The sequence below is a fragment of the Stenotrophomonas sp. yr243 genome (assembly GCF_900184195.1).
GTDB lineage: Bacteria > Pseudomonadota > Gammaproteobacteria > Xanthomonadales > Xanthomonadaceae > Stenotrophomonas > Stenotrophomonas lactitubi.
The window spans coordinates 339,119-357,390 of record NZ_FXWT01000003.1 but is presented as its reverse complement, the minus strand read 5'-3'; the positions used below and the strand labels follow the sequence as shown (position 1 = coordinate 357,390).

Annotated in this window: 20 protein-coding genes; 12 read left to right on the top strand and 8 right to left on the bottom strand. The window is 65.9% G+C overall.

The genetic code is table 11. From position 1 onward, the window contains the following. Window positions 1-44: 44 nt before the first annotated feature. The 5 genes from smc to QOL57_RS14355 form a co-directional block, all read right to left on the bottom strand. On the bottom strand, window positions 45-3,548 hold the full coding sequence (gene smc, locus QOL57_RS14375; RefSeq protein ID WP_089236100.1) for a chromosome segregation protein SMC: 3,504 nt from the start codon (window positions 3,546-3,548) through the stop codon (window positions 45-47). Between the two features lie 387 nt (window positions 3,549-3,935). Continuing rightward, on the bottom strand, window positions 3,936-4,388 hold the full coding sequence (gene rplI, locus QOL57_RS14370) for a 50S ribosomal protein L9 (protein ID WP_089236101.1): 453 nt from the start codon (window positions 4,386-4,388) through the stop codon (window positions 3,936-3,938). Between the two features lie 105 nt (window positions 4,389-4,493). Then, window positions 4,494-4,724 (bottom strand): 30S ribosomal protein S18, encoded by a 231-nt coding sequence (gene rpsR / locus QOL57_RS14365; RefSeq protein ID WP_002804494.1) that lies wholly within the window; start codon window positions 4,722-4,724, stop codon window positions 4,494-4,496. 11 nt (window positions 4,725-4,735) lie between these two features. Continuing rightward, on the bottom strand, window positions 4,736-5,173 hold the full coding sequence (gene rpsF / locus QOL57_RS14360; RefSeq protein WP_025876882.1) for a 30S ribosomal protein S6: 438 nt from the start codon (window positions 5,171-5,173) through the stop codon (window positions 4,736-4,738). Between the two features lie 212 nt (window positions 5,174-5,385). Then, window positions 5,386-5,931 carry a CbrC family protein gene (locus QOL57_RS14355; RefSeq protein ID WP_089236102.1) on the bottom strand — a complete coding sequence of 182 codons (546 nt, stop codon included), beginning with the start codon at window positions 5,929-5,931 and terminating at the stop codon, window positions 5,386-5,388. Between the two features lie 29 nt (window positions 5,932-5,960). Here QOL57_RS14355 and QOL57_RS14350 point away from each other — a divergent pair, with 29 nt between their 5' ends. Further along, window positions 5,961-6,194: a hypothetical protein gene (locus QOL57_RS14350; RefSeq protein ID WP_089236103.1), complete on the top strand. Its 234-nt coding sequence runs from the start codon at window positions 5,961-5,963 to the stop codon at window positions 6,192-6,194. 77 nt (window positions 6,195-6,271) lie between these two features. Here QOL57_RS14350 and QOL57_RS14345 read toward each other — a convergent pair whose 3' ends face one another. After that, window positions 6,272-6,610 carry an iron-sulfur cluster assembly accessory protein gene (locus QOL57_RS14345; RefSeq protein WP_033831500.1) on the bottom strand — a complete coding sequence of 113 codons (339 nt, stop codon included), beginning with the start codon at window positions 6,608-6,610 and terminating at the stop codon, window positions 6,272-6,274. A 130-nt stretch (window positions 6,611-6,740) separates the two neighbouring features. Between QOL57_RS14345 and asnS the strand changes: the two genes are divergently transcribed. The 11 genes from asnS to QOL57_RS14290 all read left to right on the top strand — a co-directional run bounded on the left by asnS (window position 6,741) and on the right by QOL57_RS14290 (window position 16,306). After that, the gene (gene asnS, locus QOL57_RS14340) at window positions 6,741-8,135 is read left to right on the top strand and encodes an asparagine--tRNA ligase (protein ID WP_089236104.1); all 1,395 of its coding nucleotides are present in this window, start codon (window positions 6,741-6,743) and stop codon (window positions 8,133-8,135) included. A gap of 33 nt (window positions 8,136-8,168) precedes the next feature. Next, on the top strand, window positions 8,169-8,468 hold the full coding sequence (locus QOL57_RS14335) for a hypothetical protein (RefSeq protein WP_006376524.1): 300 nt from the start codon (window positions 8,169-8,171) through the stop codon (window positions 8,466-8,468). 7 nt (window positions 8,469-8,475) lie between these two features. Further along, on the top strand, window positions 8,476-8,790 hold the full coding sequence (locus QOL57_RS14330; RefSeq protein WP_089236105.1) for a hypothetical protein: 315 nt from the start codon (window positions 8,476-8,478) through the stop codon (window positions 8,788-8,790). A gap of 9 nt (window positions 8,791-8,799) precedes the next feature. Next, window positions 8,800-9,438, top strand: a complete 639-nt coding sequence (locus QOL57_RS14325; RefSeq protein ID WP_089236106.1) for an FMN-binding negative transcriptional regulator — start codon at window positions 8,800-8,802, stop codon at window positions 9,436-9,438. A 73-nt stretch (window positions 9,439-9,511) separates the two neighbouring features. After that, a complete protein-coding gene (can, locus tag QOL57_RS14320) occupies window positions 9,512-10,174 on the top strand; it encodes a carbonate dehydratase (protein ID WP_089236107.1) in 663 nt (220 codons plus the stop codon). A gap of 24 nt (window positions 10,175-10,198) precedes the next feature. Continuing rightward, window positions 10,199-10,720, top strand: a complete 522-nt coding sequence (locus tag QOL57_RS14315; RefSeq protein ID WP_089236108.1) for a 3-hydroxyanthranilate 3,4-dioxygenase — start codon at window positions 10,199-10,201, stop codon at window positions 10,718-10,720. A 166-nt stretch (window positions 10,721-10,886) separates the two neighbouring features. Then, complete coding sequence (gene kynU / locus QOL57_RS14310) at window positions 10,887-12,161, top strand: kynureninase (protein ID WP_089236109.1); 1,275 nt, start codon at window positions 10,887-10,889, stop codon at window positions 12,159-12,161. Between the two features lie 30 nt (window positions 12,162-12,191). Then, window positions 12,192-13,559 (top strand): NAD(P)/FAD-dependent oxidoreductase, encoded by a 1,368-nt coding sequence (locus QOL57_RS14305; RefSeq protein WP_089236110.1) that lies wholly within the window; start codon window positions 12,192-12,194, stop codon window positions 13,557-13,559. Beyond that, the gene (gene sbcB, locus QOL57_RS14300) at window positions 13,559-14,998 is read left to right on the top strand and encodes an exodeoxyribonuclease I (RefSeq protein ID WP_089236111.1); all 1,440 of its coding nucleotides are present in this window, start codon (window positions 13,559-13,561) and stop codon (window positions 14,996-14,998) included. Before QOL57_RS14305 ends, sbcB begins: the two co-directional genes overlap by 1 nt. Continuing rightward, a complete protein-coding gene (locus QOL57_RS14295) occupies window positions 14,995-15,681 on the top strand; it encodes a DUF2461 domain-containing protein (RefSeq protein ID WP_089236112.1) in 687 nt (228 codons plus the stop codon). Before sbcB ends, QOL57_RS14295 begins: the two co-directional genes overlap by 4 nt. Window positions 15,682-15,754: 73 nt before the next feature. Next, the gene (locus QOL57_RS14290) at window positions 15,755-16,306 is read left to right on the top strand and encodes a DUF2939 domain-containing protein (RefSeq protein ID WP_089236113.1); all 552 of its coding nucleotides are present in this window, start codon (window positions 15,755-15,757) and stop codon (window positions 16,304-16,306) included. A gap of 152 nt (window positions 16,307-16,458) precedes the next feature. On the opposite strand, the gene QOL57_RS14285 is transcribed toward QOL57_RS14290, so the two are convergent. Together QOL57_RS14285 and QOL57_RS14280 are read right to left on the bottom strand one after the other, a co-directional pair. Beyond that, window positions 16,459-17,403, bottom strand: coding sequence for a 5'-nucleotidase (locus QOL57_RS14285; RefSeq protein ID WP_033831508.1), 945 nt, complete (start codon window positions 17,401-17,403; stop codon window positions 16,459-16,461). Between the two features lie 46 nt (window positions 17,404-17,449). Then, on the bottom strand, window positions 17,450-18,223 hold the full coding sequence (locus QOL57_RS14280; RefSeq protein WP_089236114.1) for an NAD kinase: 774 nt from the start codon (window positions 18,221-18,223) through the stop codon (window positions 17,450-17,452). Window positions 18,224-18,272: the final 49 nt, after the last annotated feature.

The window sequence follows — 18,272 nt, the reverse complement described above, 5'->3', positions numbered from 1 at the left end:
GTTAGGTTCTCCGGCTAGTTCATTCAGGTAACTAGGATGGCACGTCAGGCCGCGCCCGCCAATCGCGCGGCTTCTTCCAGGTCCACGCTGACCAGGCGGCTGACGCCCGGTTCGCGCATCGTCACGCCCGACAACTGGTGCGCCGCTTCCATCGTGGCCTTGTTGTGGCTGACGAACAGGAACTGCACCTTCTCGCTCATTTCCTTGACCATGTTGGCCAGGCGGCCGACGTTGGCTTCATCCAGCGGCGCGTCCACCTCGTCCAGCAGGCAGAACGGCGCCGGGTTGAGCTGGAAGATCGCAAACACCAGTGCCACGGCAGTCATCGCCTTTTCGCCACCGGACAGCAGCGAGATGCTCGACACCCGCTTGCCCGGGGGGCGCGCCATGATGGTCACACCGGTGTCGAGAAGGTCTTCGCCGGTCAGTTCCAGATAGGCGTGGCCGCCGCCGAACAGGCGCGGATACAGGGCCTGCACACCGGCGTTGACCCGATCGAAGGTGTCCTTGAAACGGCCACGGGTCTCGCGGTCGATCTTGCGGATCGCATCTTCCAGGGTCTCCAGCGCCGTGGTCAGATCCACGTGCTGGGCGTCCAGATACTCCGAGCGCTGCGAGGCTTCGCCATATTCGTGGATCGCGGCCAGGTTGACCGGCTCCAGCCGGCGCATGCGGCCATCGATCTGGTGCACGGCTTGTTCCCAGTCGCCCAGGCGCGCCTCGTCAGGCAGCGTGTTGATCACATCCTGCAGTACGAAACCGGCCTTCTCCACTGCGCCCTGCAGGGTTTCGGCACTGAGCACCAATGCCTGCTGGTCCAGCTTGCGCTGCGAAATACGCTCGCGCTGGGCCAACGCCTGCTCGTCGCGCTGGTGGCGGGTCTGCTCGTAATTGCGCAGCTCGGCATCGATGCCATCCAGCAGCGTGCGCGCTTCGGTCAGCACGCGATCGGCACGCACACGCTCTTCCAACGCGTTCTGGTGCTCTGCCTGCAGCGACTCGACCGGTGTATCGCCTTCGTCCAGCTGCGAATGCAGTTCGCCAAGGCGCGAATCCAGCTGGCCACGCTGGGTACTCATGCGTTCCAGCGCCTGGCTCAACGAGGCCACCTGGGCGCGCTGCGATTCCAGGGTCAGCGCCAACGCGTGCGAACGCTCGCGTACCGCACGGGCGGCGTCGCGGGCCAGATCACGCGCCTCGGTCAACTGACGGCGTTCGCCCTCCAGACCCTGCCGGTTCGACTCCAGGTCGCCCATGCTGTTGACCGCGTTCTCCAGCCGCGAACGCGCTTCACGCGCCTGCTCGCGATTGATGTCCAGGGTCTCCAGCAACTGGCTGAGCTCACCTTCGATGCGGTCGATGCGTGTGCGTGCGGCCTCGACCTTGCCCTGCTGGCCCTGCAGCTGGCCGGCCAGTTCGGACACCGCGCGGTGCGCCAGGTACAGCGCCCGCTGCGCATCCTCGCGCTGCTGTTCGGCCGCCAACATATGCTCACGGAAACCGGCCAGCTGTTCTTCCAGTTCGGCTTCGCGCGCTTGCAGCTGCTCGATCTGCTCGCGTAGCTCGTTGATTTCGCGTTCGCGCAGCAGCGCGCCCTGCTTGGCGGCGCCGGAGCGCGATACGCGCACCCAGCCCTCGCCCAGACGTTCTCCGCCCTGGGTGATGATGGAATCGCCCTCGGGCAGGCTGGCCTGCAGTGCATTGGCTTCGGCCAGGTCGCGCGCACCGTGCAGGCGCGCAAGCAGGCGGCGGATCGGCGCCGGGCCACGCACACGTGCAGCCAGCGAGGTCGGTGCGACCTTCAGGTCCGCGCCGTCATTGGCGACCAGCGCGATGCGGCCTTCGCCCAGCTCGCCCAACGCATCGACCAGGCTGGCCGGGTCGTCGACCAGCACGCCTTCGATCAACTGGCCGAGGGCGCTTTCCACTGCGTTTTCCCAGCCGGCATCGACATCCAGGCGTTCACCCACACGGGCGGCCGAATCCAGGCCACGCGACTTCAGCCACGCCACCGCCGCGCCCTGCTCCTGGCCGAGTGCGGCCTGCTGCAGGGTTTCCAGCGAGGACAGGCGCCCGCGCAGGCCATTGACCTGCTTGCGCAGTTCGGCCAGTTCGTTCTGGCCGCTGCGCTGTTGCTCCTGCACGGCGGCGACACCGTGCTTGCGCTCCTCGACCTGTTCGGTCAGTTCATCAAGCGCGGTCTTCTGCGTGTCGTGCTGCAGGTGCAGTTGTTCGAAGACTTCATCCAACGCATCCACGTCGAGGCCAGCGCGCTCGGCCGCCAGCGCTTCGCGGCGACGGTCGGCGTCAAGGATCTGCTTGTCCAGGTAGTCCACGCGGGTGCGCTCGACCTCGCCCGCACGCGAGGCTTCCGAGCTCTGCGAAGTGTGCTGCTCCCAACGTTGCTGCCAATCGGACAGCCGCGTTTCGGCCTCACGCAGGCCTTCCTGCTTGATCTCGTTCTCTTCCTGCAGCTCTTCCAGCTGTGGGGTGGCCGCATCGACCGCTTCGCGCAGCACCATCAGCTTGGCTTCGTCACCACTGATGTGCTGGCCCAGTTCGGCCAGCGCCTGGCGGGTTTCATCGCGCGCCTTGTGCAGGCGCTGCGACAGTTCGCGCTGGTGCTGGATCTGCTGTTCGAGACGGGCCAGCGTGCTGCCCACCTGGTAGACCTCGGCCTGCGCGGCGTTGAGCGAATCGGCGGCCTCCTCGCGGCGCACGCGCGAGGTCTCGATCCGCGCCTCTGCGTCACGCTGGTCGGCAATCAGTTGCTGCAGCTTGGTTTCTTCCTGAGACAGGCCTTCGCGCAGCTTGGACAGGCGACCATCCAGGCCGCGGTACTCCAACGCCTTCCACTCCGCATCCTTGACCCGGCGCTCTTCCTGCAGCGCCTGGTACTGCTCGGCCTGTTTGGCCTGCCGCTTGAGGTGTTCGAGCTGCTTGGTGATTTCCTCGCGCAGGTCGCCAAGGCGGTCCAGGTTCTCGCGGGTGTGGCGGATGCGCGTCTCGGTTTCCTTGCGGCGCTCCTTGTACTTGGAGATGCCGGCGGCCTCCTCCAGATACACGCGCAGGTCTTCCGGGCGCGCCTCGATGATCTGGCTGATCATGCCCTGCTCGATGATCGAGTAGCTGCGCGGGCCCAGGCCGGTACCCAGGAACAGGTCGGTGATGTCGCGACGGCGGCACTTGGTGCCGTTTAGGTAGTAGTTGCTGCTGCCGTCGCGGCTGACGGTGCGCTTGACCGAGATCTCGTTGAACGAGGCGTACTCGCCGGAAATCGTGTGATCCGAGTTGTCGAAGATCAGCTCGACGGTAGCCTGCGAAACCGGCTTGCGGGCATTGGAACCGGAGAAGATCACGTCGGTGAGCGAGTCACCACGCAGGCGGCTGGCCGAACTTTCGCCCATGACCCAGCGCACGGCGTCGATGATGTTCGACTTGCCGCAGCCATTGGGGCCCACCACGCCGGTCATGTTGGTCGGCAGATGCAGGGTGGTCGGATCGACGAAGGACTTGAAGCCGGACAGTTTGATCGTGGAAAGACGCATGGCGTGATTGGGTTCCGGGCAAGGGCCTTACGGCCGCCACCATAGTGGATGTCAGGTCAGCCAGCACCTCAAGCCCTTGATTTCAAAAGAATTCAACAAGGCCAAGGGTGACGCAATGGAATGAGTATAGCGGGGCGAATGTTCCACGGGCGGGAGGAAGCTCCGCGCTCATGCCCGCTCCTGCTCTCCGGCGTCGCCGCAAACAGCCCAGTACATCGACCCGTGCCCGGAAAATGAGAGCAACGTGTTGATATTCATGGATTCATCCTGGGGCCGCCGGCACATGCTTCACCCGCCAAGCACCGACCCGGCCCGGCCATCGCCCAAAACAAAACGGGCACCCTTGCGGGCGCCCGTTCTGGTGATACCAGGCCTTGCGGCGTGGGATCAGGCCTTTTCGGCTTCAACCACGACCTTGACGGTGGTCTCGACGTCCGCGTGCAGGTGCACCAGGACTTCGTACTCGCCAATGTTGCGGAAGGCGCCTTCGCCCAGGATGACTTCGCTCTTGCTCAGCGGCAGGCCGGCAGCGGTGAAGGCATCGGCGATTTCGCGGGCGCCGACCGAGCCGTACAGCTTGCCTTCGGTCGAAGCATTGGCGGCGACGGTCACGCTCGCGCCTTCCAGCTTGGCCTTGCGGGCTTCAGCGTCGGCGTGGATGGACTGGGCCTTGGCTTCGTAATCAGCGCGCTTGGCTTCGAACTCGGCCTTGTTGCTCTCGGTGGCCGGAACGGCCTTGCCCTGCGGCACGAGGAAGTTACGGCCGTAGCCCGGCTTCACGTCGACCAGGTCGCCCAGGTTGCCGAGGTTGGTGACTTTCTGCAGGAGGATCAGCTGCATGGTATTGCTCCAGATAAGTTATTCGTTAGCGAGGCGCGGGCCCCGCAACAAAGGCTGTCCGAATAGCTGGCACAGCGGGGGCAGCGCGAAGCTGCCCCGCCGGCATCAGACGTCGTGGTTGTCGGTGTACGGAATCAGGGCCAGGAAGCGAGCGCGCTTGACGGCGGTCGCCAGCTGACGCTGGTACTTCGACTTGGTACCGGTGACGCGGCTCGGCACGATCTTGCCGTTCTCGGTCAGGTACTGGCGCAGGGTGTTGAGATCCTTGTAGTCGATCTCCTTGACACCTTCGGCCGTGAACTTGCAGAACTTGCGGCGACGGAAGAACTTGGACATGTCAGTGCTCCTTAGGCGGCCGAAGCGGCGTCGTCGCCGGCATCGTTGTCAGCGGCGGGGGTGGTTTCGCCTTCTTCGTCATCACGACGACGACGCTCACCACGCTCGGGCTTGTCGCCCTTCTCGTCCTTGCTCTTCATGATCAGCGACTGCTCGGTGTCAGCCTCGTCACGCTTGATGACCAGGTTGCGCAGCACGGCGTCGTTGAAGCGGAAGCTCTCGGTCAGTTCGGTCAGAACAGCCTGGTCGACTTCGATGTTCAGCAGCACGTAGTGCGCCTTCACCAGGTTCTGGATCGGGTACGCCAGCTGGCGGCGGCCCCAGTCTTCCAGACGGTGGATGGTGCCGTTGCCGTTCTCGACCAGCGACTTGTAGCGCTCGATCATGGCCGGGACCTGCTCGCTCTGGTCCGGGTGGACCATGAACACGATTTCGTAATGACGACTCATGTTTTTCTACCTTTCGGATGTGGCCTTGCGGCCGGACAGCCCCCCGCCGTTGATACCGCGGTGGGGCAAGGGATCCTGCCAAGGAGGCAGGAAGCCGCGCATTATGGCGCAGATGGGGGTCGTGAACAAGGCACCGACCTTCAGGGGCCAATGAGGGGCCGCGGGCAGCACCCCGAAATCCAACCAATTTCCTTGAAATTCAACAGCCTGAACTACGCCAGATCAACATGAAGGCGGTGCTGGCCACACTGCAGGCACTGGAACAGGCAACCGACCATCTGCCCCTCGCGCGTCAGGTGCTGCAGCACCCAGTCGGCATCACGCGGATTGACCGCCGCCACGTCGGGCCGGACCTCGGCCAGGATCGGCGCCAGGTCATCGCGGCCGGCATAGCCCAGGAACACACAAGGAGTATTGCAGTGGGTCAGCCAGACCGGCTGCTGCCAGGAGAGGTAACCCGGGGTACGCTCGCAGATCTCCAGCAACTGTTCGCGGGGAATGGTCGGTGGCGGATCGGCCGGGTCCGGCGACACGCCCTCGATGTCGCTCCAGCCGATGAAATCGCCCTGGAAACGTTCAACCGCCCGGCCGTTGGCGATGCACCAGGGACACAGATAGTCCGGCGCATCGCCGGCACAATAGAACGTGCACAGGTAGCGCAGCGCCCGCGGCTCGCCACAGCAATCGCAGACACCCGCCACCTCCTCGAAGGAGATCGCGTAGGCGTTGGGAGAATAAGCAAAAACCGGTCGTTCCATCCGTGGATCCTCTGCGCTAACGTCCAGCCATGGACCGCCTCACACGAATCCGACACTGGATCAACCGCGACAATGGCCGCCTGTTCCGCGTGGGCAACGGCCCGATCAGCGGCGCTACGGCCTTGGGCTTTCTGAGCTTGGTGGCGGCACTGCTGATGCATCTTCTGCACGACGCCACAGGGCTGCCCGGCGCCTATGCAGCGGCCTGCCTGATGACAGGCGCCGCGTTGTTGGCCTGGGATGCCTGGCGCAACCGCCGCTGACCAGGGCCTGGGGCGCCCCAACGTCCGTGCCGACCAAGGTCGGCAGCTACCAAAGCGGGGCCTGGCCCCGCCAGCACTCAGGCCTTGTCGGCGTCGGTGGTGAAGCTCTCGCCGCAGCCGCACTCGGCGGTGGCATTGGGGTTGCTGAACGTGAAGGTCTCGCTCAGGCCGTGCTTGCCGAAGTCGATCACGGTGCCGTCCACCAGGGCCAGGCTCTTGGCGTCGACGTAGATCTTCACCCCGTCCTGGTCGAACACGGTGTCGTCCGCGCGCTCGTCGCGGGCCAGGTCGGTGATGTGGCCCCAGCCCGAGCAGCCGGTCTTGGTGACGCCAAAACGCAGGCCCAGCGCGCCGGGGGTCTGGGCGACGAAGCGCTGCACGCGCTCGAAGGCAATAGGGGTCAGGCTGACAGCCATGGTGGATCACTCCAGAGGTACCGGGACATTATAGGGAGCCGATGACCGCAGAAATGCCTCGCAAGCAGAACGCTGCAACCGGTAAACTCCCGTGTTCAGAGATCGAGTCGATCAGCAGAGGATTCAAGTCATGACGGTGGTCAGCGTTGAACATGCGCTTGCCGGGAAGATCCCGGAAGGTGGCGAAGTCACGGTACGCGGTTGGGTGCGCACGGTGCGCGGTTCAGCAAATCTGGCTTTCGTGAATGTGACCGACGGATCCTGCTTCGCCCCGATCCAGGTCGTGGCCGGCGACGCGCTGGCAAACTTCGACGAAATCAAGCGCCTGACCACCGGCTGCTCGCTGGTGGCCACCGGCACCTTGGTGAAGTCGCAGGGCAAGGGCCAGTCGTTTGAGATCCAGGCCAGCGCGGTCGAGGTGGTCGGCTGGGTCGAAGACCCGCTCACCTACCCGATCCAGCCCAAGCCGATGACGCCGGAGTTCCTGCGTGAAGTGGCGCACCTGCGCCCGCGCACCAACCTGTTCGGCGCGGTCACCCGCATCCGCAACTGCCTGGCCCAGGCCGTGCACCGCTTCTTCCACGAGAACGGCTTCAACTGGATCAGCACCCCGATCATCACCACCTCCGACGCCGAAGGCGCCGGCCAGATGTTCCGCGTGTCCACCCTGGACATGGTGAACCTGCCGCGTGACGCACAGGGCGGGATCGACTTCAGTCGCGACTTCTTCGGCAAGGAAACCTTCCTGACCGTGTCCGGCCAGCTGAACGTCGAGGCTTATTGCCTGGCGCTGAGCAAGGTGTACACCTTCGGCCCGACCTTCCGCGCCGAGAACAGCCACACCACCCGCCACCTGGCGGAGTTCTGGATGATCGAGCCGGAAATCGCCTTCGCCGACCTGGCCGAAGACGCACGCCTGGCCGAAGAATTCCTGAAGTACCTGTTCCGCGCGGTGCTCAACGAGCGCGGCGACGACCTGGCCTTCATCGCCGAGCGCGTGGACAAGAACGCGATCACCAAGCTGGAAGACTTCATCAACGCGCCGTTCGAGCGCATCGATTACACCGATGCGGTTGCCCTGCTGCAGAAGTCGGGCCGGAAGTTCGACTTCCCGGTCGAATGGGGCCTGGACCTGCAGACCGAGCACGAGCGCTGGCTGACCGAGGAGCACGTCGGCCGCCCGGTGGTGGTGACCAACTACCCCGAGCACATCAAGGCCTTCTACATGCGCCTGAACGATGACGGCAGGACCGTCGCCGCGATGGACGTGCTGGCCCCGGGCATCGGCGAGATCATCGGCGGCAGCCAGCGCGAAGAGCGTCTGGATGTGCTGGATGCACGCATGGCGCAGTTCGGCCTGGATCGCGAGCATTACAGCTGGTACCGCGATTTCCGCCGCTACGGCTCGGTGCCGCACGCCGGTTTCGGCCTGGGCTTCGAGCGCCTGGTGGTCTACGTCTGCGGCCTGTCCAACATCCGCGATGCGATCCCCTACCCGCGCGCCCCGGGCAGCGCGGACTTCTAAGCCCACACGCACGACCACGGAGGTACTGCCCCCATGACCCTGTTCTTCGCCCTGTGTTTCGTCGGCGTTGCAGTGGCCGGGTTCAGTGCCTTCGTGATTTTCTGGCCGCTGACCCTGGTGCATGTGCGCGATCGCCATCCGGCGCTGGCGCAGCGCTTCGGCAGTGGCGCCTTCCTCAAGCCCGATGCGCTGGGCTGGCTGCTGCGGCGCGAATACCGCACCCAGCCGGACCGCTCGCTGTCCGGGCTGGCGACGCCCGCCTGGGTATCGCTGCTGACCCTGCTGGCTGGACTGGGCATGGCTGCCCTGCTCTGGCTGGCCTCGCTCTGGTAAGACACACATGAACGACCTTTCCCACGTCCGTGACAGCTGGTGGCTGGCCAGCCTCGGCAACACCCTGATCTGGGCACGCCTGCGCATCCGCGAGGCCGGCACTGCCGAAGTGCTCGACAGCGATGGCAATACGCTGAGCTACGACAGCGAGGACACCGCCCGCTCGCAGCTGTTCGACGCCGAGTTCGTCGAGTATGAAGGCCTGGACGAAGAAGATGCACTGGTGCGCGGTTTCTCGCTGCATGAAGTGCAGCCACCGCAGGCGGGCAGCGACGAAGGCCTGCGCGGGCGCATGGTGCAGTCGCTCGGCAGCCGCGCCTGAGGCCAACCGATGTTCAGCCCGCGCGCTTTCGCACAGACCGACCTGCAGTGGCTGGATCGCCTGCTGGCGCGTGATCCATTCGTCACCGTGCTCACCGCCGGTGGCGATGGCTTGCCGGAGCTGACCCGGTTGCCGGTGCTGTACCAGCGCGACGGCGACCACATCGAGCTGCGCGGCCACTGGGCCCGCGCCAACCCGCAGGCACGCCACAGCGGTGCGGCCAAGGTACTGGTGGACGGGCCGCATGGTTATGTTTCGGCCAGCTGGTACCCGGACAAGGAGCCTGCCGCGCGGGTACCTACCTGGAACTACGCCGCCGCCGAGCTGCGCGGCCAGCTGCAGCCCTTCGACGAGACCGATGCCCTCGCCCAGCTGGTCAGCGATATCAGCAACCACTTCGAGGCCAGCGTCGGCCAGGCGTGGAAGTTCGAGCCCGAGCGCGACGACCACCGCCGCCAGCTGCGCGGCATCGTCGGCTTCCGCTTCACCGTCGAACAGGTGCAGCTGAAGCTGAAGCTGAGCCAGAACCACCCCGAGGCCAACCAGCAGGCGGCGATCGCCGAACTGGAACGCCTGGACAACCCCCATTCCACCGAACTGGCGCAGTGGATGCGCCGGTATCGCGACGAAGCCGCCGCAGGCAGCTGAGCGCCCTGTTTCCCGCGACGACGCGACCAGAACGGCCGCGCCTTGCCCCCACCCGACGTCAGGGACCCCGAACATGAAAGACATCCACAAGCTGCTGCAGAACAACCGCGAATGGGCAGACCGGATCGAGAAGGAAGATCCGGACTTCTTCCATCAGCTGGCCAAGCAGCAGCATCCGGAATACCTGTGGATCGGCTGTTCCGACTCGCGCGTGCCGGCCAATCAGATCATCGGCATGGCACCGGGTGAGGTGTTCGTGCATCGCAACGTGGCCAACGTGGTGGTGCACACCGACCTGAACTGCCTCAGCGTGATCCAGTACGCCGTGGACCAGCTGAAGGTGAAGCACATCCTGATCGTCGGCCACTACGGCTGCGGCGGCGTGCACGCCAGCTTGAACAACACGCGGGTGGGCCTGGCCGACAACTGGCTGCGCCATGTCGGTGACGTGGCACAGAAGCACGCGGCGATCATGGATGCGATCGAGGAGCCGGAGCTGAAGCATGCACGCCTGTGCGAACTGAACGTGATCGAGCAGGTGGTCAACGCCTGCCGCTCGACAATCGTGCAGGACGCCTGGGCACGCGGCCAGAAGCTGATGGTGCACGGCTGGGTGTACAGCCTGAAGGATGGCCGCGTGCGCGAAATGGGTATCGACGTGGGCGCACCGGAAGACCTGCAGCCTGCATATGAGAAGGCCCTGTCCTACGTTCCGCGCCGCGGCCGCCGCGACTGACCCTCCCCCCCCACGGACACTCCCATGCTTGCCTCCCCCATCAACCTGCTGGGCTGGATCGAGGAAAACCGGCATCTGTTGAAGCCGCCGGTCGGCAACAAGATGATCGACAACGGCGATTTCATCGTGATGGTGGTCGGCGGGCCGAACAGCCGCACCGATTTCCACTACGACGAAGGCCCGGAGTGGTTCTATCAGCTGGAAGGCGAGATGGTGCTGAAGGTGCAGGAGGATGGCGCGGTGCGCGATATCCCGATCCGCGCCGGCGAAATTTTCCTGCTGCCCGGCAAGGTACCGCACTCACCGCGGCGCCCACCCGGCGGCGTCGGCCTGGTGGTGGAACGCAAGCGCCTGCCGCATGAGCGCGACGGCGTGATCTGGCATTGCGAGCGCTGCAACCACAAGCTGTACGAAGAGTACTTCACCCTGCAGAACATCGAGACCGACCTGCCGAAGGTATTCGCGCGCTACCAGGCCAGCCTGGAACTGCGCACCTGCAGCGAGTGCGGCCACGTGGATCCGTTGCCGGCACCGGCAACGGCCTGACAGCGCCACCGCGTTGGTAGATGCCCACCTTGGTGGGCGCTTGGTCGCACGTGCGCCAACCAAGGTTGGCGACTACCAGGTCATGCGGCGCGGGTGTTGGGTTGGCAGGCACCGGGTCATGCCCAGGCGCTACACTGGCAGCCCCGTTGCAGCCTGTTGCCCGACCATGTCCGACCTGCTCAGCCGCACCCACGCCATTGCCCTTGATGCCGCCGATCCGCTGCGGCCACTGCGGCAGGAATTCCTGATTCCGCGCCACGGTGGTGGTGAGCAGACCTACTTCGTCGGCAACTCGCTGGGCCTGCAACCGCGCGGCGCGCAGGCGGCGGTGCAGGAAGTGATGAAGCAGTGGGGCGAACTGGCGGTGGAAGGCCACTTCACCGGGCCGACCCAATGGCTGTCGTACCACCGTCTGGTCAGCGCGCAGCTGGCACGCGTCGTCGGCGCACTACCCAGCGAAGTGGTGGCGATGAACACGCTGAGCGTGAACCTGCACCTGATGATGGTCAGCTTCTACCGGCCAACGGCCGAACGCCCGGTGATCCTGATGGAAGCCGGCGCGTTCCCCACCGACCGCCATGCGGTGGAAGCGCAGATCCGTTTCCATGGCTTCGACCCAGCCGACTGCCTGGTGGAAGTGCCGCCGGATGAAGCCAACGGCACGATCTCGATGGCCGCGATCGAACGCGCGATCGCCACGCATGGTCCGCGCCTGGCGCTGGTGCTGTGGCCTGGCGTGCAGTACCGCAGCGGCCAGGCCTTCGACCTGGATGCCATCACCCGCGCAGCACGCCTGCAGGGCGCGCGCATCGGCTTCGACCTGGCGCACTCGGTCGGCAACCTGCCGCTGCACCTTCATGACGTCGCCCCGGACTTCGCCGTGTGGTGCCACTACAAATACCTCAACAGCGGCCCGGGCGCCGTGGCCGGTGCCTTCGTGCACGAACGCCATCATCGCGACACCACGCTGCCACGCTTTGCCGGCTGGTGGGGCCATGACGAAGCCACCCGCTTCCAGATGGCCCCGCAGTTCCAGCCCGCGGTTGGCGCCGAGGGCTGGCAGCTGAGCAATCCGCCGATCCTCGGCCTGGCGCCGCTGCGTGCATCGCTGGACCTGTTCGAACGTGCCGGCATGGACTCGCTGCGCAGCAAGTCGCTGGCACTGACCGGCATGCTCGACGCCCTGGTCCGCGCGCGCCTGCCGCAGGTGCTGGAGATCGTCACCCCGGCCGAGCCGGAGCGGCGCGGCTGCCAGCTGTCGCTGCGGGTGATCGGCGGCCGCGAGCGCGGACGCGCCCTGTTCGAACATCTGCGCGCCATCGGCGTGCTGGGTGACTGGCGCGAGCCGGACGTCATCCGCATCTCGCCCACCCCGCTCTACAACCGTTACCTGGACGTGCACCACTTCGTCGAGGAAGTGGAAGCCTGGGCCGGCCTGTAAGCCGCCCTCCCCCTACTGCTGGACAGTTCGTTGATCGCACATGCATCCCGCTCGCTGAGCATTGTCGGCGCCGGCCTGGCCGGATCCCTGCTGGCCATCCTGCTGTCACGGCAGGGCTGGCGCATCACCCTGTACGAACGCCGTGGCGATCCGCGCATCGCCGATTACGAAAGCGGCCGCTCGATCAACCTGGCCCTGGCCGAGCGCGGACGCAACGCGTTGCGCCAGGCCGGCGTGGAAGATGAAGTGATGGCGCGCGCGGTGATGATGCGCGGGCGCATGGTGCATCCGCGCGAAGGCGAGCCGCAGCTGCAGCGCTATGGCCGCGACGACAGCGAAGTGATCTGGTCGATCCATCGCAGCGACCTCAACACCACACTGCTGGAACTGGCCGAGCAGGCCGGTGCCACCGTGCATTTCCACCGCCGCCTGCACACGGTCGATTTCGATGCCGGCTACGCGCGCTTCATCGATGATCGTGACGACAGTCCGCACGATATCCGCTTCGATACGCTGGTGGGTGCCGACGGCGCAGGCTCGGCGCTGCGTGCGGCGATGAACCGTCGCGACCCGCTGGGCGAGGACATTGCCTTCCTCGACCATTCCTACAAGGAACTGGAGATCCCACCCACCGACGACGGCGGCTTCCGCATCGAGCGCAATGCGCTGCACATCTGGCCACGCGGCCACTACATGTGCATCGCCCTGCCCAACCACGAGGGCACGTTCACGGTGACCCTGTTCCTGCCCAACCAGGGCGATCCGAGCTTCGCTACGGTCAACACCGGCGTCCAGGCGGAAGCACTGTTCGCGCGCGAGTTCGCCGATACCCTGCCGCTGATTCCCAATCTGCGTGCGGACTGGGAGCAGCATCCGCCGGGCCTGCTCGGCACGCTCACCCTGGAACGTTGGCACCAACAGGACCGCGCCGTGCTGATCGGTGATGCTGCGCACGCGATGGTGCCGTTCCACGGCCAGGGCATGAACTGTGCGTTCGAGGACTGCGTGGCACTGGCCCGCCATCTGATGGAGGCGGACGACCTGCAGAGCGCCTTTGCTGCGTTCGAAGCCGAGCGCAAACCGAACGCGCGTGCGATCCAGCAGATGGCGCTGGAGAACTATCTGGAGATGCGCGACCGGGTGGCCGATCCGGCCTTCCTGCTGCAGCGTGAGCTGGAACAGGAGCTGCAGCGGCGCTGGCCGACGCGTTTCGTACCGCACTACACGATGGTGACGTTCCTGCACACGCCCTATGCCGAGGCACTACGCCGCACCAACATCCAGCGCGAGATGCTGATCACCGCCACCGCGGGCCACGACACGCTGGACAACATCGACTGGAACGCACTGGAGGCGCAGATCCATGCGCGGCTGCCGGTGCTGGAGGGCGCGCACTGATGGCCGACAGCTTCCTGTTCTACGACCTGGAAACCTTCGGCCAGGATCCGCGCCGTACCCGCATCGCCCAGTACGCGGCGATCCGCACCGACAGCGATCTCAACGAGATCGACACGCCGGTCAGCTTCTTCGTTCGCCCGGCCGACGATCTGCTGCCCTCGCCGATGGCAACGATGGTCACCGGCATCACCCCGCAGCAGGCGCTGGCCGAAGGCATCAGCGAAGCTGAAGCATTCGATCGCATCAACGAGCAGCTGTCGCGTCCCGGCACCTGCGCGCTGGGCTACAACACCCTGCGCTTCGATGACGAGTTCATTCGCTACGGTCTGTTCCGCAACTTTCACGACCCGTACGAACGCGAGTGGCGCAATGGCAATTCGCGCTGGGACCTGCTGGACATGCTGCGGCTGATGCATGCCATCCGTCCGGAGGGCATCCATTGGCCCAAGCGCGAGGACGGCGCCACGTCGTTCAAACTCGAACACCTGGCCGAGGCCAACGGCGTGCGCGAGGGCGATGCCCACGAAGCACTGTCGGACGTGCGCGCGACGATCGGCATGGCGCGCCTGTTCAAGCAGTCGCAGCCGCGCCTGTGGGACTACGCGTTGAAGCTGCGCGACAAGCGTTTCGTCGGCAGCCTGCTCGACATCACGGCGCTGAAGCCGGTGCTGCATATCTCGATGCGTTACCCGGCCAGCCGCCTGTGCGCGGCGCCGGTGTTGCCGCTGGCGGTACATCCGACCATCAACAACCGGGTGATCGTGTTCGACCTCGATGGCGATATCGATGACCTGCTGGAACTGCCTGCCGAGGTGATCGCCCAGCGCCTGTACCTGCGTGCCAGCGAGCTGCCCGAAGGCGTCGCCCGGGTACCGCTGAAGGAAGTACACCTGAACAAGGTGCCGGCGCTGGTGGCCTGGAACCACCTGCGCGCCGATGACCACGCACGACTCGGGTTGGACGTGGCGGCGATCGAAGCCAAGGTCGAACGACTACGCGCGTTTGCTCCACAGCTGGCCGAGAAGGCGCGCCAGGTCTACAACCAGCCGCGCGCGGCGAGCGTGTCCGATGTGGACGCTTCGCTGTACGACGGCTTCCTCGGTGCCGGTGACAAACCGCTGCTGGCACTGGCACGGACCACGCCGGCCGAGCAGCTGGCAGCGCTGGAAGGCCGCTTCCGCGATCCGCGCCTGCCCGAACTGCTGTTCCGCTACCGTGCCCGCAATCATCCCGGCAGCCTCGCACCGGAAGAGCACGAGCGTTGGAAGGCCTATCGCCGCCAGCGTCTGTTCGGCGAGGAAGGCTTGGGCGAACTCAACCTGGCCCAGTACCAGCAGCAGCTCGACGCGCTGGCGGCCGAAGCACCCGACGATGTTCGCCGCGCCACGCTGCTGCAATCGCTGCGTGACTGGGGCCAGCACCTGCAGGAGGACCTGTGAGCACCTATTTCTCCGATGCCAGTTTCAAGTTCCTGCGCAGCCTGGCGCTGCACAACGACAAGACCTGGTTCAACGACCATCGCCAGCAGTACGAAGACCACGTGCGGCAGCCGTTCCTGCGCCTGCTGGGCGACCTGCAGCCGGCACTGACCGAGGTAAGCGGACACTTCCGCGCAGACACCCGTGGCGTGGGCGGCTCGTTGTTCCGCATCCACCGCGACGCGCGTTTCTCCAACGACAAGTCGCCGTACAAGACCTGGCAGGGCGCGCGCCTGTTCCATGAGCGCCGCCGCGAAGTAGCTGCACCCTCGTTCTACGTGCACCTGCAGCCGGGCGAGAGCTTCGTCGGTGCGGGGCTGTGGCATCCCGAACCGGAAACCCAGCGCCGCGTCCGCCACTTCATCCTCGACAACCCGGGCAGCTGGAAGGCAGCCGCGCATGCACCGGCGCTGCGCAAGCGTTTCGACTTCGAGGAAACCGAGAAGCTGGTGCGACCGCCGCGCGGCTTCCCGGCCGACTTCGAATTCATCGATGACCTGAAGCATCGCAACTGGGTGATGTGGCGTTCGCTGGACGATGCCACGATGACCGGTCCGCGCCTGCTGTCCACGCTTGGCAAGGATCTGGCAGGATTGGGCCCGTTCGTCGACTACCTGTGCGCCGCGCTGGATCTGGAGTTCTGAACGGCGCCGGGGCCATCACCGGCATCACCCGTCGTTCACCACCGGCACCCTCACTTGCGGCAGGCTGTGCATCATGAAGAAGCTCATAGGCATCCTCGTTCTGCTGATCGTCGTGGTGGCGGGCTGGTGGTTCGGCGGCCCGTACCTGACCGTGCATGGCCTGTCCAAGGCCATCGAACAACGCGACACCGAGCGCCTGGAGCGCTACGTGGATTTCCCACGCGTGCGTACCAGCCTGCGCGCCCAGCTCAACGATTACCTGGTGCGCCAGGCCGGCCCCGAGGTGGCTTCCAGCCCCTTCGGCGCCCTGCTGTACGGGTTGGGCGACCAACTGGGCGGTGCCGCGGTGGAAACGATGGTCACCCCCACCGGCATCGGCGCGATGCTGCAGGGCCACGTGCTGTGGAAGCGCGGCCGCAATGAACTGCAGGGCGGCGATGCCTTCGGCACGACCGAACCGGCGCGACCGCTGAAGAACGCCGAACACCACTTCGAAGCACTGGATCGCTTCGTGGTCGACGTTGATCGCGGCCCCGGCCAGCCACCGTTGAAGGTAGTGCTGGAACCGCAGGGCCTGCGCTGGAAAGTGGTGGACCTGCAGCTGGGGATGTCAGCCACGCCTTGATCGGTAGATGCCCACCTTGGTGGGCGCCGATACAAGGAAGTGCCAACCAAGGTTGGCAACTACCGGGGCATGGCGCTCTGGTAGACGCCCACCTTGGTGGGCGCCGATGCATGGCCGTGCCAACCAACGGTTGGCACCCACCGGCCATGGTTTCAGCCTTCGTTGGCAACACCATGCGGCACATGGCCGGCCGCCACGTGCTCGCGCGCACTATCGATGTTGTGCTGCGAATCATCAAAGAAGATATCCGCACCGAACGCCTGCAGGAACGGGCCCTTGTGCCGCCCACCGAGGAACAGTGCCTCGTCCAGGCGCACGCCCCATTCGCGCAGGGTACGGATCACGCGCTCGTGCGCCGGCGCCGAACGCGCGGTCACCAGCGCCGTGCGGATCGGCGCGCTGTCGCCAGCCGGGAATACTTCCTGCAACGTGTGCAGCGCAGAGAGGAAACCACGGAACGGACCGCCACTGAGTGGCTCGCGTGCACGCTCGCGTTCATGCCGGCCGAAGGCTTCCACGCCCTGCTCGCGCGAGATGCGCTCGCTCTCATCGCCGAAGATCACCGCATCACCATCGAAGGCGATGCGCAGCTGCCCGGCCGGGCGAGTGATGTCGATCTGGTCGGCGGCAGCGGCAGCGGTCTCGCCGGGTGGCTTGGGCAGGATGGTTGCCGCGGCGATGCCATGGCGCAGCGCGCTGCGCACCGATTCCGGGTTGGCCGACAGGAACAGGTCGGTGCCGAACGGCTTCACGTATGGCCAGGTCGGCTCACCGGCGGTGAACGTCGCGCGGATGATGCCCAGCCCGTAGTGCTGGATGGAATTGAAGATGCGCAGGCCGGTATCGGCTGAGTTGCGCGACAGCAGGATCACTTCCACGCGCGGGTTCTCGGGGCTGGCGCCCTGGTTCAGCGCCAGCAGCTTGCGCACCACCGGGAAGGCCACGCCCGGCCCGAGGATGTCGTCCTCGTGCTGGCGCTGGTACTCGGCATAGGCGGCCACGCCATCGCTCTCGAACAGCGCATGGCTTTCTTCCAGGTCGAACAGCGCACGCGAGGTCACCGCGACGGTCAGCAAACGGGGGGAGTTGTCGCCCATCGGTGGGGTCCTTCAAGCGGTCGGCAGTGCCGGCCGCCTATTGTCGTCAAAAAACGAACTGTTCGCTCAGGATCCTGTCTTCCAGGTTGTGCTCCGGGTCGAACAGCAGGGTCACCCGGTGCTCGCGCGACTCGCGGATCGTCACTTCGACCACATCACGGGTCTCGTGCGAATCGGCGGTGACGCTGACCGGACGCTTGTAGGGATCGAGCACGCGGAAGCGCACTTCAGTGTCGGCCTTGAGGATGGCGCCGCGCCAGCGCCGCGGGCGATACGGGGCCAGCGGCGTCAGGGCGATGGTGTGCGAACCCAGCGGCAGCACCGGTCCATGCGCCGAGTAGTTGTAGGCGGTGCTTCCGGCCGGAGTCGCCACCAGCACACCATCGCCGATCAGTTCGCCTACCCGCTCCTGGCCATTGAGGTCGATGCCGATATGCGCCGCCTGCCGGGTCTGCCGCAGCAGCGAGACATCGTTGTAGGCCAGCGACCCGGTGGTGGTGCCCGATTCGGTCAGCGCCACCATTTCCAGCGGCCGCAGGTGGGCCGGCTCGGCGCGGGCAATACGCGCATGCACGTCGTCGTCGCCACGGTACTGGTTCATCAGGAAACCCACCGTGCCCAGCTTCATCCCGAATACCGGTTTGCCCAGGTGTCCGTGACGATGCAGGGTCTGCAGCATGAAGCCATCGCCACCGAGCGGACACAGCACGTCGGCCTGGTCGGGCGCGTGGTCGCCATAGCGCGAGACCATCGCTGCGCGGGCCATCTGCGCGGGTTCGGTGGTACTGGCCAGGAAAGCGATGCGGGGGGTGTCGCTCATCGGTGGATCCGGGGGAAGGCGTGGTGGAGAGCATAACCGAGCGCCGGGG

Excerpts from the sequence above, each read along its gene's own strand:
- kynU (WP_089236109.1), top strand. The coding sequence starts at position 10,887 with ATGTCCGACCTGCTCAGCCGCACCCACGCCATTGCCCTTGATGCCGCC.
- QOL57_RS14355 (WP_089236102.1), bottom strand. The coding sequence starts at position 5,931 with ATGGAACGACCGGTTTTTGCTTATTCTCCCAACGCCTACGCGATCTCC.
- can (WP_089236107.1), top strand. The coding sequence starts at position 9,512 with ATGAAAGACATCCACAAGCTGCTGCAGAACAACCGCGAATGGGCAGAC.
- rplI (WP_089236101.1), bottom strand. The coding sequence starts at position 4,388 with ATGCAGCTGATCCTCCTGCAGAAAGTCACCAACCTCGGCAACCTGGGC.
- QOL57_RS14345 (WP_033831500.1), bottom strand. The coding sequence starts at position 6,610 with ATGGCTGTCAGCCTGACCCCTATTGCCTTCGAGCGCGTGCAGCGCTTC.
- rpsR (WP_002804494.1), bottom strand. The coding sequence starts at position 4,724 with ATGTCCAAGTTCTTCCGTCGCCGCAAGTTCTGCAAGTTCACGGCCGAA.
- asnS (WP_089236104.1), top strand. The coding sequence starts at position 6,741 with ATGACGGTGGTCAGCGTTGAACATGCGCTTGCCGGGAAGATCCCGGAA.
- smc (WP_089236100.1), bottom strand. The coding sequence starts at position 3,548 with ATGCGTCTTTCCACGATCAAACTGTCCGGCTTCAAGTCCTTCGTCGAT.
- QOL57_RS14315 (WP_089236108.1), top strand. The coding sequence starts at position 10,199 with ATGCTTGCCTCCCCCATCAACCTGCTGGGCTGGATCGAGGAAAACCGG.
- rpsF (WP_025876882.1), bottom strand. The coding sequence starts at position 5,173 with ATGAGTCGTCATTACGAAATCGTGTTCATGGTCCACCCGGACCAGAGC.
- QOL57_RS14290 (WP_089236113.1), top strand. The coding sequence starts at position 15,755 with ATGAAGAAGCTCATAGGCATCCTCGTTCTGCTGATCGTCGTGGTGGCG.
- QOL57_RS14330 (WP_089236105.1), top strand. The coding sequence starts at position 8,476 with ATGAACGACCTTTCCCACGTCCGTGACAGCTGGTGGCTGGCCAGCCTC.
- QOL57_RS14280 (WP_089236114.1), bottom strand. The coding sequence starts at position 18,223 with ATGAGCGACACCCCCCGCATCGCTTTCCTGGCCAGTACCACCGAACCC.
- QOL57_RS14350 (WP_089236103.1), top strand. The coding sequence starts at position 5,961 with ATGGACCGCCTCACACGAATCCGACACTGGATCAACCGCGACAATGGC.
- sbcB (WP_089236111.1), top strand. The coding sequence starts at position 13,559 with ATGGCCGACAGCTTCCTGTTCTACGACCTGGAAACCTTCGGCCAGGAT.
- QOL57_RS14285 (WP_033831508.1), bottom strand. The coding sequence starts at position 17,403 with ATGGGCGACAACTCCCCCCGTTTGCTGACCGTCGCGGTGACCTCGCGT.
- QOL57_RS14335 (WP_006376524.1), top strand. The coding sequence starts at position 8,169 with ATGACCCTGTTCTTCGCCCTGTGTTTCGTCGGCGTTGCAGTGGCCGGG.
- QOL57_RS14325 (WP_089236106.1), top strand. The coding sequence starts at position 8,800 with ATGTTCAGCCCGCGCGCTTTCGCACAGACCGACCTGCAGTGGCTGGAT.